The sequence below is a fragment of the Mycetocola sp. 2940 genome (assembly GCF_040548835.1).
Taxonomy (GTDB): domain Bacteria; phylum Actinomycetota; class Actinomycetes; order Actinomycetales; family Microbacteriaceae; genus Mycetocola_A.
This window is the reverse complement of the sequence record NZ_JBEPSK010000021.1, coordinates 17,707-35,049: the sequence shown is the minus strand read 5'-3', so window position 1 is coordinate 35,049 and position 17,343 is coordinate 17,707. Positions and strand designations below refer to the sequence as shown.

The window sequence follows — 17,343 nt, the reverse complement described above, 5'->3', positions numbered from 1 at the left end:
GACATCGCCCAGCATCCGCTCCGAGAACCTCGGACTCATCTCGATCAACACCCTTCAATAATCAGGTGTTGCTCTAACCGTTAGAACCCGCGGCCCGGAACCCGGCGTTTGCGTCAGATAAGCGACCTTCGCGAGGCATCCACCCGCCCCACGTGTAGTTACTTCGCGAGCCCCAGCGTGTCGAGCACCCAGGCGAGCTCGAACGCTCGCTCGCGCCACGCGTTGTACCGGCCGCTCACGCCGCCGTGCCCGGCGCTCATCTCGACCTTGAGCTGCACGGGAGCGCCCACCTCACGCAACCGGGCCACCCACTTCGCGGGCTCGACGTAGAGCACGCGGGTGTCGTTGATGCTCGTCACGGCGAGGATGCGCGGGTAGGCCACGTCCTCCCGCACGTTCTCGTACGGGGAGTACGACTTCATGTACCGGTAGACGTCGGCGTTCTCGAGCGGGTTTCCCCACTCATCCCATTCGATGACGGTCAACGGCAGGTCCGGGTCGAGGATGCTCGTGAGCGGGTCGACGAAGGGAACTCCGGCGAGGATCCCGGCGAACAGTTCAGGCGCGAGGTTCGCGACGGCGCCCATCAGCAGGCCGCCGGCGCTTCCTCCCTCGGCCACCATGGCATCCGTCGTCGTGTATCCGGCGTCGACGAGGTGCCGCGCGCAGGCGATGAAGTCCGTGAAAGTGTTCTTCTTGGTCAGGGTCTTGCCGTTTTCGTACCAGGCCCGCCCCTGTTCGCCCCCGCCGCGCACGTGGGCGATGGCGAACGTGACGCCGCGGTCGAGCAGGCTCAGCCGGGCGATGCTCATCGCCGGGTCCATGCTCGCCTCGTAGGAACCGTAGCCGTAGAGGAGAAGCGGTGCGGGGCGGGGCGTGCCGCGTCTCCAGACCAGCGAGATCGGCACCCGCGTGCCGTCGTCGGCTGTCGCCCACTCGCGGGCCTGCTCGTAATCGTCGGGGGAGTAGCCGCCGAGCACGGGCTGCTGCTTGAGCTGGGTGAGCTCGCCGCTCGCCACGTCGAGGTCGTACACGGTGGCCGGGGTGACGAAGGAGCCGTACGACAGCCGCACCGTCGGCTGCGCCCACTCCGGGTTCGCCGACGCCCCCACCGTGTACAGCGGTTCGTCGAAGCCGACCTCGCGTACATCGATCGCCGCCGGCGTCGACACGCCGTCGAGAGTCGCGATTCCGAGGCGGGAGAGCCCGTCGCGGCGGTAGCCGAACACGAGGTGCCCGGCGAACGCCTCAACGTCCTCGAGCCTCACCTCGTCGCTGTGGGCGCGGACGACGGTGGCGTCCTCGGGGCCGGCGCCGACGGCATCCGGTGAGATCGCGACGAGTTCGAAGTTGGGGGCGTCAGCGTTGTGCAGGATCAGGAGGGTGTCGTTGCCTCCGATCACCGCGTGCTCGACCGAGTACTCGACACCGTCGCGCCGCGGCCAGACCATCCGGGGATCGGTCGTCGCGTCGTTGCCGTCGATGAGCAGCCACTCGCTCGTGACGCTCGACGAGACGACGACGACGATGTACCGAGCGCTGCGGGTGACCCCCACCCCGACCCAGAACCGTTCGTCAGGCTCTGAGAGTACGACGACGTCCGCGCGGGTCGGAGTCCCGACCTCGTGGCGCCACAGGGTGTCAGGGCGCCAGGATTCGTCCACCGTCGTGTAGAAGACGAACCGTCCGTCGGGCGAGAACACGGCGCCGTGCGAGGTGTTCGCGATCTCATCGGGAAGGTCATCGCCGGTGACGAGATTGCGGACGCGGAGCGTGAACCGTTCATCGCCGTCGGTGTCGACGGCCCAGGCCAGGAGTTCCCCGTCGAGGGAGACGTCGAACGAGCCGAGCGAGAAGTAGTCGTGGCCCTCGGCTTCGACGTTGCCGTCGAGGAGGACCTGCTCCCCGGGCACGTCCACCCCCGGTTCGAGCGCCGGCGGCGTCCAGTCCTCGGGGCCGCTGATCGGGGCGCGGCAGTGGATGCCGTAATCCTTGCCCTCGACGCTCCGGCCATAGTACCACCAGTCGCCCTCGCGGACGGGCACCGTGAGGTCCGTTTCAAGCGTGCGGCCCTTGATCTCGCCGAAGATCGTCTCGCGCAGCCCGGAGAGGTGCGCGTTCTCCTGCTCGGTGTACGCGTTCTCGGTCTCGAGGTGAGCGATCAGTTCGGCGCTGTCCTTGTCGCGCATCCACTCGTAGTTGTCGATCACCGTGTCGCCGTGGTGGGTCCGCTCGGTCGGGTGCGTCGCCGCGCGCGGCGGGAGAAGTGAAGCCATGCATCCACGCTACCGGCGTATGGTCGGAGCATGAGCACATCCCCCGCACACACCCTCAACGACGGCCACTCGATCCCCGGCATCGGTTTCGGAACCTACCCGATGAAGGGACAGGAGGCGACGGATGCTGTCGCAAGCGCCCTCGACATCGGCTACCGGCTGATCGACACCGCGGTCAACTACGGCAACGAGGATGCCGTAGGCCGCGCGATCGCCGAAACGGACGTTCCACGCAACGAAATCGTCGTGACGACGAAGTTGCCCGGCAGGCACCATGGTTACGACGAGACGCTGCGGTCGTTCGACGCGTCCTGCGCGGCACTCGGGCTCGACACTCTCGACCTCTATCTCATCCACTGGCCGAACCCGCGTGCCGGACGCTATGCGGAATCCTGGAAGGCCATGGTTCAGCTTCAGAAGGACCACCGGGTCCGCTCGATCGGCGTCTCGAACTTCACCCGCGAGTTCATCGAACGGCTCGGGGCCGAAACGGGCGTCCTTCCGGCGGTCAACCAGGTCGAGCTGCACCCCTACTTTCCGCAGGAGCCGCTGCTCGCGTTCCACGCCCAGCACGGGATCGTCACCGAGGCGTGGAGCCCGCTCGGCAAGCGCGCCGCCCCGTACGAGGAAGCCGTCGTGGGTGACATCGCTGCAGCGCACGGCATCAGCGCCAGCCAGGTCGTGCTGCGCTGGCACCAGCAGCGCGGCGTCGTGCCCATCCCGAAGTCGGCCCAGCGCGACCGTCAGCTGTCGAATTTCGACATCCCGCGGGTCGAGCTGTCTGCGGCGGAGCTCGCGGCGATCACCGCCCTCGGCCGCGCCGATGGCCGGCTGTTCGGCGGCGACCCCAACACCCACGAAGAAATGTAGGACTCGAGGACATTCGGAACTCGAGGAGGAAATGCAGGACTTCTAAGCTGTGGTCATGACGCTGCAGCCGAGTCCCGTTCTCCGCCCGACCCGCTCGCGACGAGCGGTGATGGTGCTCGTTGTCGCCGCGGTGGCGGGCGCGCTCAGCCTCCCCGAACCCGCAGCCGCCGATTCCGGCATCCGTTCGGACGTCTCAGACTTCACCTTCAGCTCGTTCGACGGTGAGTACACCCTCGGCCGGGACGACGACGGTCATTCGACCCTCACTGCCGTCGAGACGTTCGTGGCGGAGTTCCCCGACATCGACCAGAACAAGGGCATCATCCGCGCCATCCCCGAGGGGTATCTCGGGGTCAACCTGCACACCGACATCGTGTCGGTGACGGATGCCGCGGGCGTCCCGGTCGCGTACGACGACTCCGAGACGGAGGACGGCTTCCTGCAGCTGGCCCTCGGAACAGACGAGTACGTTCACGGCAGCCAGACCTACGTGATCGAGTACACGCAGCGGGATGCCGTCCGGGCGTTCGCCGACACCGAGGCCGACGAGTTCTACTGGGACGCCCCAGGGACCGGCTGGGAACAGCCCTTCGCCCGGGCGCAGATGCGCGTCGTCGTCCCGGAGGAGTTGTCGGCTGCGCTGACCGGGGACTCCGCGTGCTACGTCGGCCCGCAGGGATCGACGACGACGTGTGACATCTCTGAGAGCTCCGCCGACGGGTCGACCCACTTCGCGTCGCCCGTGAGCGCACTCGCCCCGGGAGAGAACTTCTCGATGGCTGTCGCCTTCGAGAAGGGCACCTTCGTGACGCCGGAGATCCCCTCGACCTGGCCGGTGTTCACCGTTGTCCCTGCGGCGGTTGCCGGGGCCGGCGTGCTCGTTCTCCTCGCGGCTCTTCTCGGCCGGCGCCGGCACACGCGGGACGCACCCGGGCGCGGCATCGTCGTGCCCCAGTACACCGTGCCAAAAGGGCTCGACATCTTCGTCGCCGCCGATCTGATCGGAAAGACCGCGAAGGCCATGCCGGCGCTCCTGATCAGCCTCGCCGTCCGGCGCAACCTGCGGATCATCGATGACCGGGAATCGTCGTCGCTGTTCTCGTCGAAGACGGACTATCGGCTGCAGTACCTCACCGACGACGGCGCTTCGGCGGCGGATGCCGCTGTGCTCGATACGCTGTTCGGGCAGTATCGGCGACCGGGCATGTTCAAGGAGCTCAGCGCCACCGACACCGCATTGGCCAAGGAAGTGCAGGCGCTCGCGGCGGCCGCGCCACGGGCATCCGTCGACGCCGGTTACCGGGTGAAGCGGAGCGTGAAAGGAACCCGCTGGTACGTGGCCATCGCTGCCTTCGTCTTCGCTTGCGTGCTGGCCCTGTTCATCGCTGCCGTGGCGATGTACGGCGTGAACGCGTGGGTCGTCCTCGCCCTGGTCGCCGCGGCCGGCGTTCTGGTCGGAACGATCCTCGCGGTGCTGCCGCGCAAGGCGCTCACCGAGCGCGGGGCGGAGGTCCGGGAGTACCTGCTCGGACTGCGGGAATACCTGGCGCTCGCGGAAGCTGACCGCATCGCGATGCTGCAGAGCCCGGCAGGGGCAGAGCGGGTTGCCGTGGAGGACACGGTCAACCCGGGTGACATGCTCGAGATGGTGGCGTTCTACGAGAAGCTGCTTCCGTTCGCCGTGCTGTGGGGGATCGACAAGGAGTGGGCCGAGGAACTCGGCCGCTACTACGAACAGGCCGGAACGGGCCCCGATTGGTACTCCAGCCGGTCGGGTTTCTCGTCGTACGCCTTCGCATCCAGCATGGGAACCTTCGCGACGTCATCCGGGTCGTCGACGCCGTGGTCAGCGAGCGCCACGGCCAGCAGTTCCGGCGGATCCGGCGGGGGCGGCTTCTCCGGAGGCGGCGGGGGCGGAGGAGGAGGCGGCGGACGCTGAGCGTTTGCCCCGATCCGGGTGTCAAGTTGACGCGTGCACCGCGGGGTGTAATCATCGTTACGGCCGACTCAACTGGCAATCCTGTTTTCATGAACACCCGGTGAACATCTTCCGGTGAACTCGTGCGCGCGGGGGAGTCCCTACTCAGAGAACTATGCCGGTGGACATCACCCTCATTATCGTGCTGGTCATTGCACTAGCCCTTTTCTTCGACTTCACCAACGGATTCCACGACACAGCGAATGCGATGGCAACACCCATCGCAACGGGCGCTTTGAAGCCCAAGGTCGCCGTGGGTCTCGCGGCAATCCTCAACCTCATCGGCGCCTTCCTATCGACTGAGGTCGCCAAGACGATCTCCGGCGGAATCATCAAAGAAGGTGACGACGGGGTGCTGATCACTCCCGAGTTGATCTTCGCCGGCCTGATCGGCGCGATCGTCTGGAACATGCTGACCTGGCTGCTCGGTCTTCCATCCAGTTCCTCCCACGCCCTGTTCGGTGGTCTCATCGGAGCCGCCCTCGTCGGCTTCGGAACCGGTGCGATCGACGTCAGCGTGCTCATGTCGAAGGTCATCCTGCCCGCCGTTCTCGCCCCGCTCACCGCCGGGCTGATCGCCTACATCGCCACGAAGCTCGCGTACGGTATCACCCGCCGGTACGACGGCAAGCCGGATGGTCGCTCCGGGTTCCGGTATGGCCAGGTTTTCTCGTCCTCGCTGGTGGCGCTCGCTCACGGCACCAACGACGCACAGAAGACGATGGGTGTCATCACCCTTGCCCTCATCTCCGTTGGCCTGCTGGCGCCGGGATCAGGCCCACCGTTCTGGGTCGTCGTGGTCTGTGCGGTTGCCATCGCGCTTGGCACGTACGTCGGCGGCTGGCGCATCATCAAGACCCTCGGCACCGGTCTCACCGACGTGAAGCCCGCCCAGGGCTTCGCTGCCGAAACGAGCACCGCCGCCACCATCCTGGCCTCCACCAACCTCGGATTCGCGCTCTCCACCACCCAGGTCGCGTCGGGCTCCGTTATCGGGTCCGGCGTCGGTCGTCGTGGCTCAACCGTCCGGTGGAAGACCGCCGGAAAGATCCTCATCGGCTGGCTCTTCACGCTTCCGGCGGCGGGCGTCGTCGGCGCGATCGCCGCGTTCGTCGCAAGCCTCGGCACCTGGGGGATCATCGTCGACGCCGTGGTGGGCGTCGGCACGATCCTCTTCATCTTCCTGTGGTCGCGCCGCGACAAGGTCGGCCACCACAACATCGTCAGCGAGGTGGCGGCATCCGGCGAGGCAGTCGTCATGGCTCCGGAACCTGAGCCGAAGAAGGTGTCCAAGTGATCGACTGGATCGACTTCGTCATCGTCCTCGTTGCGGCTCTGACCGGCACCGTCCTGGTCGTCGGTTTCTACGCCCTCGGCCTGAAGATGCTGGTCCGCGCGGGCCGTGTACCCGTGGTTTCGCCGGCGACCTTCACGGATGCCATCACGGTGCTCACCGCAGCCGAGATCAAGTCGGCAGCCAAGAAGGCTGCGAAGGCGGCACGGAAAAACCCGCTCACGCCGGGGCAGAAGCGCATTGCGCTGGTCGCGGCGTACACCTGCTTCACCATCTGCGGGCTCGCGATCCTGTACGGCATCTACCTCATCGTGCCGGCGCTGCACGGAGGCTGACCTTCAGAGCAACGATGGGCGGCGCGGAACCTCGGGTTCCGCGCCGCTCGTGTTTGTGGCCTTTCGCGGGCGAAGTCACCCGGTCCGGACGAGGTCACCCGGTACGCCGGGTGATTCGGTCCGAACCGGGTGACCTGGTGCCCGCCGGGCGCCGTCAGTCGGTGCCGCGGATCCGCCCGATCACATTCATCACGTGGTAGATCACAATGGCGGCGATCGTTCCGAGCGCGATGCCGTTGAAGATCACGTCGCCGAACTGCCAGGTGTAGTTCGCGATACCGATGATGAGCGCCGTCGCCGCGGTGAACTGGTTCTTCGGCTTCGAGAAGTCGACCTTGTTGTCGAGCCAGATCTTCACACCGATGATGCCGATGAGCCCGTACAGCGCCGTGGTGACGCCTCCGAGCACTCCGGCAGGGATGGTGTTGATCACGGCGCCGACCTTGGGGGAGAGACCCAGGAGGATGGCAACGATGCCCGCCACCCAGTACGCCGCCGTCGAATAGACCCGTGTGGCGGCCATCACGCCGATGTTCTCGCCGTAGGTGGTCGTCGCCGAACCGCCTCCGAAGCCGGCGATCACGGTCGCGAGCCCATCGGCGAAGAGCCCGCGCCCGGTGAGCTTGTTGATCGACTGGTCGTCCACCATCTGGGCGACGCCGCGGATGTGGCCGACGTTCTCGGCGATGAGCACGAGCACGACGGGCAGGAATGCCGGCAGGATCGCCCACAGCGCCGGGTTCGTGAACGGGTTGGCCGGGCCGTGGAACTCGGGGAGCCCGACCCAGGCGGCCTGCCCGACGGCGTCGAAGTTCACCTCACCGAGGAGTACGGCGGCAATGTACCCGACGACGACACCGACGAGGATCGACATCCTCCCCAGGATGCCGCGGAACAGAACGGATGCCAGGACGACAGCCGCGAGCGTGATCGTCGCCGTCAGCGGCGCGGTCTTGAAGTTGTTCCAGGCTGCCGGGCCGAGGTTGAACCCGATCAGTGCGACGATCGCGCCGGCCACGACCGGGGGCATCAGCGCGTTGATCCAGCCGATGCCGGTGACCTGCACGAGCAGACCCACCAGGGCCAGCAGGATGCCGACGATGACGATGCCGAACAGCGCACTTCCCATCCCCTCCGCCGTGGTTGCCACGGTGATCGGGGCGATGAAGGCAAAGGAGGAGCCGAGATAGCTGGGGAGCCGGTTCTTCGTGATGAGGAGGAAGAGGAGGGTGCCCAGCCCGGAGAACAGGAGCGTCGTCGACGGCGGGAAGCCTGTGAGGATCGGAACCAGGAACGTCGCACCGAACATCGCGACGACGTGCTGGGCACCGAGACCGATCATCCGTGGCCAGGTCAGCCGTTCGGCCGGGCCGACCACTTCGAGGGCGCCGACGTTCTTTCCGTCGCCGTGCAGTGTCCAGGGCAGCGCCATGCGTTCTTCTTTCATCACAAGGGGGAGGGGACGAGAGTCCTCCGATACCGTACCGACAATCGCGGGCGGGCGCGGGCAGGCGTCCGGCGGGCAATATGCTTGAGTCTCGCGTTCCGCGTGTGCATCCGCGGGCGACATCCCACCGTCACTTTTTCTTCGGAGGCCCCCGAATGACATCCACATCTGCGCCGACTGTGCAGCCGACAGTGAAGAACCGGATCGACGGGTTCTTCGAGATCACCAAACGGGGTTCGACCTTCGGCGGTGAGGTCCGCGGCGGTGTCGTGACGTTCGTCGCGATGGCCTACATCGTGATCCTCAACCCGATCATCCTGTCGAGCGGTGTCGACGTCGACGGCAACACCCTCGGCTTCGCCCAGGTGTCTGCGGTCACCGCGCTGACCGCGGGTGTGATGACGATCCTCTTCGGTCTCATTGCCCGGCTGCCGTTCGCGTTCGCCGCCGGCCTGGGCATCAACTCGTTCCTCGCGTTCAGCGTCGTCGGGCAGGTCACCTGGCAGGAGGCCATGGGACTCGTCGTCATCAACGGCCTCCTCATCGTCCTGCTCGCAGCTACCGGCCTGCGCCGCCTCATCTTCGAGGCCGTTCCGATCCAGCTGAAGATCGCTATCACCGTCGGCATCGGCCTGTTCATCGCCTTCATCGGGTTCGTCAACGCGGGGCTCGTCACGTCGACCGGGCAGGCGTCACCGCCGGTCGGCCTCGGCGCGAACGGCTCGGTCACGACGCTGCCGACGATCATCTTCGTGCTGACGCTGCTGATCACCGGCGTGCTCGTCGCGCGCAAGGTGAAGGGCGCCCTGCTCATCGGCATCCTGATCGGGACCGTTCTCGCGCTCATCGCCGAGGCGATCTTCGCGGTCGGCGGGTCCAACGGCGGCGAGAACCCGGGCGGCTGGAGCCTCTCCGTTCCCGCCCTGCCCGCCCAGATCTTCAGCCTCCCCGACCTGAGCCTTCTCGGCCAGTTCAGCTTCGGAAGCTTCGAACGCATCGGCGCGCTCGCCGCGCTGATGCTCGTCTTCACCCTCGTGTTCACGAACTTCTTCGACGCGATGGGAACCATGACCGGGCTCAGCAAGGAGGCCGGCCTCGCCGACGCGCAGGGCAACTTCCCGCGCCTGAAATCGGCGCTCATCGTCGAGGGCGTCGGCGCTGTGGCCGGTGGAGCGGCATCCGCATCGTCGAACACCGTGTTCATCGAGTCGGGGGCCGGAATCGGTGAAGGAGCCCGCACCGGCTTCGCCAACCTGGTCACCGGCATCCTGTTCGTTCTCGCCATGTTCCTGACGCCCCTGACGAGCATCGTGCCGAGCGAGGTCGCCTCGGCGGCCCTCGTCATCGTCGGGGCCCTGATGATGTCCCAGATCCGCGACATCGAATGGACCGAGTTCTCCACCGCGCTGCCGGTGTTCCTCACTGTCACGGTGATGCCACTCACGTATTCGATCGCCAACGGGATCGGCGCCGGCTTCATCGCCTGGGTCGTGCTCCGCTCGCTCAGCGGCAAGGCTCGGGGGATCAGCCCGCTTCTCTGGGTGGTCGCCGTCGGGTTCCTGGTCTACTTCGCCCGCGGCCCGATCGAAGCACTGTTCGCCTGACCCCTGTCGTCGGCGGTGCTGGTTAGGCTGGGCGCATGTCCATTCAGCTCGGCCAGTATCCGCCCGCACGACAGGTGCTGGTGCATCTGAGCGACACCCACTTTCTCGCCGGGGGCGCTCTGCTTCACGGCGGCGTCACCACCGAATCGAACCTCGAACGGGCGCTCGCGCAGGTCGAGGCCACCGGCATTCGCCCGGCTGCGCTCGTCTTCACCGGTGACCTGACCGATCTGGGCGAGACGGATGCCTACGCCCGGCTCCGCGAGCGGGTCGAGCCGGCTGCCGAACGGCTGGGCGCCGAGCTGATCTGGCTGATGGGCAACCATGACGAACGCGGGCCGATGCGGCGCGAGCTGCTGCGGCAGGAGACATCCGACACCCCGATCGACCGGGTCTGGAACCTCGGGGGTCTGCGGCTCATCGGGCTCGACTCGAGTGTTCCCGGCTTTCACCACGGTGAGCTCGATGACTCCCAGCTGGAGTGGCTCGCCGCCGAACTGGAGACCCCCGCTGAGTTCGGCACGATCGTCGGGCTGCACCACCCGCCGGCCCCGGCCCCGCAGCCGCTCTTCGACCTGCTCGAGCTTCGCGACCAGTCGCGGCTGGAGGCGGTGTTGCGCGGGACCGACGTTCGGGCGATCCTCGCCGGGCACCTGCACTACGCCATGAGCTCGATGTTCGCGGGCATACCGGTCTCTGTCGCAGCGGCAACCTGTTACACGATGAACCTCGCCAACCCGCCCCGGTCGACCAACGGAATGAACGGCGGCCAATCGTTCAACCTCCTCCACGTCTACGACGACCGGATCACCCATTCGGTGGTGCCGATCGGCGAGTTCGAGACGTCTGACTTCTTCACCGACGCCTTCATCGCCGAGATGGAGGCGCTGACCCCGGAGGAGCGGGTCGAGGCGTTCTCGCGCAAGCGCTGATTCCCTTCGCGCATCGAGATGGCACCAGTGGCCCTCCGTCCGGAGGTTTTGGGTCCACTACTGTCACCTCGATCGCTGAACCATCATGGATTGGCGCACGCGCCGAAGAAATGCCAGCGGTGCGACGTACAGGTGGTCGCTTGTCACCCGCATCACCCTCCAGCCGTGGTCCTCGAAACGCTCGCGCCGGTCGATGTCGCGGCGAAACTGCTCGGGGCTTGTGCGGTGATAGTCGCCCTCGTACTCGAAAAGCAACCAGAGTTCGGGATAGGCAAGATCTGCCCTCCCGAGGAACACACCGGATGCTGAGTACACCGGTCGGTTGACCACGGGCTCCGGCAGGCCGTTGGCCACGAACAACAGCCTGAGGTGTGATTCGGGCCTGGAATCGACCCCTGTGCGCACCCGCGACACAGCCCATCGGAGCTTCGTGAGCCCACGAACGCCAGACAGCGACTCGATCACGGACGTGAGTTCTTCGATCGTGGACAGGGGCGGCTCCCGCCCGCCCGGGGTGACGCGACCCGATACGAGGAAGTCGCCGACGGCGACCAGGTCTTCGCGATTCAGGATCGGCGCGAGGTGCACCCAGGTTTCGACCGGATCGACCAGCGGAAGACCGGCAGCGGACCAGGCCGGTCGGGTGAGGCCGTACGAATGGCTGACGATGCCGCGCACGCGGGGTGGACGCCGTCCGGCGACCGTCACGTGCAGCTGCCGGTCGTTCTCCTGATACCGAGGCAGTGGCATCCGATAGAGAAGCGCCGCAGTCACCGAGCAGAACGCGTCTCCCGCCTGCATTTTCGGTGCGAACATCCGGCACCGGTCGACGATCGAGTTCGCATGCAGGCCGAGGGAGCGGATGCCGCGGTACGGCGCCTGCACGTCGCGACCACGGAGTCGGTTGCGCGACAAACCGTGGGCGTCGGCAGTGCGGAAGGCAGTGCCGCGTCGCTCCGGGGGAAGGGGGACCCTACGAGGCATGGCGTACACCCTGCCATGAGCCAAGCCAGCGAGTGCCGTTGTCCACATCACAGAAATCGAGATTCCAGTAGTGGCCCCAAGCCCGGAGTTTTGGGGCCACTACTGGCACCTCGGTCGCCCGGCGGCGAGGCCCGTGACACTGTGGCGTGCCCGAACCCCTGCAGTGCCACTTGGGCGATGACCTGAGCGGTCTCGGCGGAGTACAGTCAGGAGAGTCCCGCCACAAGCACAGACAAGGCATATGGAGCCACAGTGAGACTCATCACGCCCGCGAACCGCGGCCTCGAGATTGAACCACAAGAGAAGGGGTCCCCAATGACGCCCGGAAGAACGCGCACGGAGATCGATTCGCTCGGATCGATGGAGATTCCCGCAGGAGCATACTGGGGAATCCACACCGCCAGGGCCCTGGAGAACTTTCCCATCAGCAAACGGCCGATCTCGGTGTACCCCGCCCTCATCGTGGCCCTCGCCGGCGTCAAGCAGGCAGCCGCCCGGACCAACGTCGAACTCGGCGTGCTCGGTGCCGAAAAAGGGGCACTGATCGACCAGGCCTGCCAGCGCATCATCGACGGCGAATTCCACGACGAGTTCGTCGTCGGCGTCATCCAGGGTGGCGCTGGGACCTCGACGAACATGAACGCCAACGAGGTCATCACCAACGTGGCACTCGAGATCGCCGGCCGGCCCAAAGGCGACTACGCGTACATTTCGCCGATCGACCACACCAACCGAAGCCAGTCGACGAACGACGTGTACCCGACGGCCATCAAGATCGCGCTGTCGTTCTCGCTCCAGACACTGCTCGACGAACTCGAGCTCCTGCAGGCCTCGTTCTCGCGCAAATCCGCCGAGTTCCGCCACCTCCTCAAGGTCGGACGCACCCAGTTGCAGGATGCCGTTCCGATGACGCTCGGGCAGGAATTCCACGGTTTCGCCACAACCCTCGGTGAGGACCACGCCCGGCTCGTCGAGACCCGCTGGCTTCTCGCCGAAATCAACCTCGGTGCGACAGCGATCGGCACCGGCATCACGGCAGACCCGCGGTACGCAGCGACCGTCGTCAGCCACCTCAACCGGATCACCGGGCTCTCCTGCGAGACCGCTCCCGACCTGATCGAGTCGACGAGCGACGCCGGTGGCTTCATGTCGTTCAGCGGAACCCTCAAACGGTCGGCGATCAAACTGTCGAAGATCTGCAACGACCTCCGACTCCTCTCCAGCGGCCCTCAGGCGGGCTTCGGCGAAATCAACCTTCCCGCCGTCCAGGCGGGGTCGAGCATCATGCCAGGCAAGGTGAACCCGGTGATTCCCGAGGTCGTCAACCAGGTGGCCTTCTCGGTCGTGGGTGCCGACATGACCGTGACGATGGCGGCCGAGGCCGGCCAGCTGCAGCTCAACGCCTTCGAGCCGGTCATTGCCCATTCGCTGCTGCAGAGCATCACCTGGATGGCCCAGGCCTGCCACACCCTGCGCATCAACTGCATCGACGGCATCACCGCCAACGAAGAGCGACTGCAGACCATGGTCGGGTCCTCCGTCGGCGTCGTCACCGCCCTGACCCCGTTCATCGGCTACTCCGCCGCCGCGGCACTCGCCAAGACAGCGCTGCTCACCAAACGCAATATCGCCGACCTCGTCGTCGAATCCGAGTTGATGACGCGTGAAGAGGTCATGAAGCAGCTGACGCCGGCGCGTCTCTCAGGCCTGGAGTCGCTCACGACGGCGATTCCGATTCTCGACGGCACCGTCGAGCGCAGCACCGACGGCGAAGTCCACACCAGCCTGGAGGGAAGCGGGCAGCCCTGACCGCTCAGGTCATCCGGCAGTGAGTGGTGAGGGCGCCGATTCCTTCGACCGCCACCGTGACCGTCGACCGGTCGCGCAGGAACACCTGCGGATCACGCGAGTACCCGGCTCCGCCGGGGCTTCCGGTGGAGATGAGGGTTCCCGGCTGGAGCGTCGCCGAGCGCGAGAGGTACGAGATCAGCGTCGCCACCGACCGGATCATCATCCCGGTCGATGAATCCTGCATCAGGTGGCCGTCAAGCACGGTGGTGATGTGGAGGTTCTGCGGATCCGGGACCTCGTCCCTCGTCACCACGCTCGGGCCGGTGGGGGTGAAGCCGTCGAAGGACTTGCACCTCGACCACTGCGCCTCGGAATACTGGATGTCGCGGGCCGTGATGTCGTTGACGACCGTGTAGCCGAAAACGTAATCGAGAGCATCTGCCTCTGAGACGTCCTTCGCGGGCTTGCCGATGATCACGCCGAGCTCGGCTTCGTAGTCGATCGCCTCGCTGAGTGCCCGGGGCCACGTCGTCGTGCTGTCGTGGCCGCTGAGGGAGTTGGGCCAGAGCGAGAACACCGTCGGCGCCTTGTCGGCCTTGAGATTCAGCTCAGAGGAGTGAGCCGAGTAGTTCAGGCCGATGGCGATGATCTGCGGAGTCCTCAGCACGGCAGAGGCGTGGCGGAGGCCCGCGATCGGCGTGAGTTCGACGCCCTGGCTGAGAGCCACATGCGCCAGGCTGCGGACCCTGCGCAGTTCCTCGTCGCCCCTCTCGATCAGCTGCTGCAGCGTTCCGGGCGCTTCGTCGAGGATTTCGTCGAGGAACAGCGCGCCGTCGCCGTCCACGATCGCCAGTCGGACAGGGGAGTGGGTGTTCGCCTCATCGACGAAATGCGAGAATCTCACCGTCTTAGGCTAGCCGACCCGCGTATGCCGTCTGATGCATCGGCTCGCAGCACTACTCTGTTCGCATGTCGTACTTGCTTTCGGAGCACCCGGAACCCGCCCGCGCCCCTCATCCTCCTCATCCGGTTTGGACCAGCCCCGTACCGAAGAGCCCTGTCGGCGGCATCGTCGCCGTCGTCGGCGTCGCGGTCCTCCTGCTGGTGCTCCTGGTCGTGTTCGGATACCTGACTGCCGCGCTGGGCCCGGGAGCCGTCGTCGTGGGCTTTCTCGCAGCGCTGCTGCCCCTCGCCGTCGTGCTCGCCGCCGTCGCCTGGATCGACCGGTGGGAACCCGAGCCGAGGCTCGCACTTCTTTTCGCGTTCCTGTGGGGTGCCGCAGCTTCGGTGGCCATTGCCCTCCTCGTGGACCTCGGTGTGCAGGTCACCGCGATCCTGACGACCGGGCAGTCCGCCGATGCCGTTTTCGGCGCAACGGTGCAGGCGCCGATCGTCGAGGAGACAGCGAAGGCGCTGGGCCTGCTGATCCTCTTCTTCGCTGCCCACAAGCACTTCTCCGGCCCGGTGGACGGCCTGGTCTACGCCATCGTTATCGCCGCAGGGTTCGCGTTCACCGAGAACATCCAGTACTTCGGCCTGGCACTGAGCGAGGGCGGAGCTGAAGAGTTCGGGCTGACCTTCTTCATGCGGGCCGTCATGTCGCCATTCGCGCACGCCACCTTCACCGCCATCACCGGGATCGCGCTTGGCCTCGCCGCTCGACGGCATGCGGGGTTCAGTGCGCTGGGTTACGCCCTCGTCGGGCTGGTCGGTGCGATCCTGCTCCACGCACTATGGAACGGTGCGACGTTCCTCGTGACGTCGTTCGAGTCCTACGCGTCATACTTCGTGCTCGTACAGGTCCCGATCTTCGTGGCGCTCATCCTCATGACCGTGCTCGTGAGGCGTCACGAAATCCGGCTGACGCGAGCACGGCTCAGTGAGTACGCGGCGGCGGGCTGGTTCACCCCGACCGAGGTCGAGATGCTGGCCACCTGGCCAGGCCGCAGGCAGGCTCGTGCGTGGGCGAAGACACTGCCCGGCAACCGGGGTGAAGCGATGAAGGACTTCACCCGGGATGCCACCCGCCTCGCGATGACCCGGCAGCGGATGATCACCGGCAGGAACGAGCTCGTTCACCGCAGGACGGAAGACGAACTCCTCACCGCGGTGGCCGCCGCGCGGCAGCGGCTCGTCGGGCGCTGACGAGGCATCCCACACCCGGGAAGAGACCCCTTAACAAACTCATCGCCCTGTGCCGCGGCAGTGCCGGCAGGTCGACGGGGCGATGAGTTGTTCGTTATCAGCATGCAACGGATGCTCCGGGATTGCAAGGATTTTCTGCGCTCACCAGAGCGCCCCGGCCTGTACTCCGAGTGTGCGCCGAGTGCGGATTCAGCGCGCGACCTGCCAGAAATTGAAGACGATGAAGGCCAGTGTGACGACCGAGGTGAAGATGGCCACCGGCTTCAGCGAGCGCTTCATCCGGCGCCCCTCCGGGCCCACAACGTTGAGCGTTTTGTCGCTGACACGGTCGTCGGCGTAGCGGTCCGTCTGGCTCAGGGCCTTGTCTCCGACGGTCTGCACGATCCGATCCAGGCGCTGCCACACGGCCGGGAGCAGCAGGTCGAACGGTTTCGTCGAGTAAAGGAACAGCCAGTCGTCGACGATCTCGACGTCGAACGCCGAAGACTCGTCGATGAGAAGCGCCATCAGGTCGGGCGTGAACACGTACAGGGCGTCGCGTTCATACTCCGGGGGAACGTAGAGCGTGAAGTACCGATCGAAGTCGCCTTCAAGCGACAGGACCGAGTCCTTGTCGAACCGACGCGGCAGGTTCGATCCGAACATGAGGTTGTTGCTGGCCGCGTCGAGCACCATGTGCGGCAGCCGGCGATCCAGCTTGAGAGCGACGTAGCCCCAGCGATAGGTGGTGCTGCTCTTGCCCTGCTGGATGGTGTACCGATAATTCGCGACCTCCAGCGGCCGGCCAGCGTTGACCCGCACGGAGTCGAAAGCCGCGCATGAGGTTCCGACGTCGAAGATCATGCCTGGGTACGCGGGGGCGGGCAGAAGTCCGGCGTAGGTGGCGCCGCGGGCAGCGGCGAACTCCTGGAGTCGCAGGTGCTTCTCCCAGGTCTTCGGTGTGCCGTTCCAGCTTCGCCAGACGGTGACGGCCAGCCCGACCGCGAGGGCCAGAAGCACCACAGGCACGGCGACGGACACGACGGCGGCGGGGACGACACCCTCGGTGAGGCCCGTCGCGATGGAGGTGAAAACACTTCCGAAGACGACAACGAAGAACAGCTCGAAAAGGATGAGGAAGACGATCTGACCCGTCGAAACGCGTGAACGGACGGTGTCGATCCAGCCGGTCGAGCGCGCCCACTGCCGGAAGCGGTTCACCTCATCCGTCGATACGGGCCGGGTCAGAGCAGAGTAATTCACGAGGGTCACGCGCCCGAGCCTATCGGCGTCTCGCTTTGACGCGTGGCGGCGGAGGGGGTTGGATGGTCCCATGACCGAATCGCAGAACACCAAGCCCGAAATCGACGCTCCGGAGGGCCCCGCCCCCACCGAACTCGAGGTCGTCGACCTCATCGTCGGCGACGGCGACGAGGCTCAGGCCTCCTCCACCGTCAACGTGCACTACCTGGGCGTCTCGTACGACTCAGGCGACGAATTCGACTCGTCCTGGAGCCGCGGCGAGTCGATCAACTTTCCGCTCCGCAACCTCATCGCCGGCTGGCAGGAAGGCATCCCCGGCATGAAGGTCGGCGGCCGCCGCAAGCTCACCGTTCCTCCGAGCCTCGCCTACGGCGCAGCAGGAGGAAACCACCCGCTCTCCGGCCAGACCCTCATCTTCGTCATCGACCTGCTCGGTGTGAAGTAA

14 protein-coding genes are annotated in these 17,343 nt (G+C 66.2%); 9 read left to right on the top strand and 5 right to left on the bottom strand.

The window, feature by feature from the left end:
- Nucleotides 1–158: 158 nt before the first annotated feature.
- The gene (locus tag ABIE24_RS16875) at nt 159–2,276 is read right to left on the bottom strand and encodes a S9 family peptidase (RefSeq protein WP_354501880.1); all 2,118 of its coding nucleotides are present in this window, start codon (nt 2,274–2,276) and stop codon (nt 159–161) included.
- Nucleotides 2,277–2,306: 30 nt separating this feature from the next.
- Between ABIE24_RS16875 and ABIE24_RS16870 the strand changes: the two genes are divergently transcribed.
- The 4 genes from ABIE24_RS16870 (at nt 2,307) to ABIE24_RS16855 (ending at nt 6,753) form a co-directional block, all read left to right on the top strand.
- On the top strand, nt 2,307–3,146 hold the full coding sequence (locus ABIE24_RS16870; protein WP_354501877.1) for an aldo/keto reductase: 840 nt from the start codon (nt 2,307–2,309) through the stop codon (nt 3,144–3,146).
- A 55-nt stretch (nt 3,147–3,201) separates the two neighbouring features.
- Nucleotides 3,202–5,085: a DUF2207 family protein gene (locus ABIE24_RS16865; RefSeq protein WP_354501874.1), complete on the top strand. Its 1,884-nt coding sequence runs from the start codon at nt 3,202–3,204 to the stop codon at nt 5,083–5,085.
- Nucleotides 5,086–5,245: 160 nt separating this feature from the next.
- Nucleotides 5,246–6,421 carry an inorganic phosphate transporter gene (locus tag ABIE24_RS16860; protein ID WP_354501886.1) on the top strand — a complete coding sequence of 392 codons (1,176 nt, stop codon included), beginning with the start codon at nt 5,246–5,248 and terminating at the stop codon, nt 6,419–6,421.
- Nucleotides 6,418–6,753 carry a peptidase gene (locus ABIE24_RS16855; protein WP_354501871.1) on the top strand — a complete coding sequence of 112 codons (336 nt, stop codon included), beginning with the start codon at nt 6,418–6,420 and terminating at the stop codon, nt 6,751–6,753. The genes ABIE24_RS16860 and ABIE24_RS16855 overlap by 4 nt, the downstream gene beginning before the upstream one ends.
- A gap of 154 nt (nt 6,754–6,907) precedes the next feature.
- On the opposite strand, the gene ABIE24_RS16850 is transcribed toward ABIE24_RS16855, so the two are convergent.
- A complete protein-coding gene (locus tag ABIE24_RS16850) occupies nt 6,908–8,185 on the bottom strand; it encodes a uracil-xanthine permease family protein (RefSeq protein WP_354501868.1) in 1,278 nt (425 codons plus the stop codon).
- A gap of 170 nt (nt 8,186–8,355) precedes the next feature.
- On the opposite strand from ABIE24_RS16850, the gene ABIE24_RS16845 reads away from it, so the two are divergent.
- Both ABIE24_RS16845 and ABIE24_RS16840 read left to right on the top strand, forming a co-directional pair.
- Complete coding sequence (locus tag ABIE24_RS16845; RefSeq protein ID WP_354501865.1) at nt 8,356–9,804, top strand: NCS2 family permease; 1,449 nt, start codon at nt 8,356–8,358, stop codon at nt 9,802–9,804.
- A 35-nt stretch (nt 9,805–9,839) separates the two neighbouring features.
- A complete protein-coding gene (locus ABIE24_RS16840; RefSeq protein ID WP_354501862.1) occupies nt 9,840–10,736 on the top strand; it encodes a phosphodiesterase in 897 nt (298 codons plus the stop codon).
- 63 nt (nt 10,737–10,799) lie between these two features.
- On the opposite strand, the gene ABIE24_RS16835 is transcribed toward ABIE24_RS16840, so the two are convergent.
- Nucleotides 10,800–11,720, bottom strand: coding sequence for an endonuclease domain-containing protein (locus ABIE24_RS16835; RefSeq protein ID WP_354501859.1), 921 nt, complete (start codon nt 11,718–11,720; stop codon nt 10,800–10,802).
- A gap of 315 nt (nt 11,721–12,035) precedes the next feature.
- On the opposite strand from ABIE24_RS16835, the gene ABIE24_RS16830 reads away from it, so the two are divergent.
- The gene (locus tag ABIE24_RS16830) at nt 12,036–13,529 is read left to right on the top strand and encodes an aspartate ammonia-lyase (protein WP_354501856.1); all 1,494 of its coding nucleotides are present in this window, start codon (nt 12,036–12,038) and stop codon (nt 13,527–13,529) included.
- Nucleotides 13,530–13,533: 4 nt separating this feature from the next.
- On the opposite strand, the gene ABIE24_RS16825 is transcribed toward ABIE24_RS16830, so the two are convergent.
- Complete coding sequence (locus ABIE24_RS16825) at nt 13,534–14,415, bottom strand: fumarylacetoacetate hydrolase family protein (protein WP_354501853.1); 882 nt, start codon at nt 14,413–14,415, stop codon at nt 13,534–13,536.
- Between the two features lie 65 nt (nt 14,416–14,480).
- Here ABIE24_RS16825 and ABIE24_RS16820 point away from each other — a divergent pair, with 65 nt between their 5' ends.
- Nucleotides 14,481–15,656: a PrsW family intramembrane metalloprotease gene (locus ABIE24_RS16820; RefSeq protein WP_354501850.1), complete on the top strand. Its 1,176-nt coding sequence runs from the start codon at nt 14,481–14,483 to the stop codon at nt 15,654–15,656.
- 189 nt (nt 15,657–15,845) lie between these two features.
- Here the strand turns inward: ABIE24_RS16820 and ABIE24_RS16815 are convergent, their stop codons facing one another.
- Complete coding sequence (locus ABIE24_RS16815; protein ID WP_354501847.1) at nt 15,846–16,907, bottom strand: hypothetical protein; 1,062 nt, start codon at nt 16,905–16,907, stop codon at nt 15,846–15,848.
- A gap of 61 nt (nt 16,908–16,968) precedes the next feature.
- Between ABIE24_RS16815 and ABIE24_RS16810 the strand changes: the two genes are divergently transcribed.
- Nucleotides 16,969–17,343 carry an FKBP-type peptidyl-prolyl cis-trans isomerase gene (locus ABIE24_RS16810; RefSeq protein ID WP_090710937.1) on the top strand — a complete coding sequence of 125 codons (375 nt, stop codon included), beginning with the start codon at nt 16,969–16,971 and terminating at the stop codon, nt 17,341–17,343.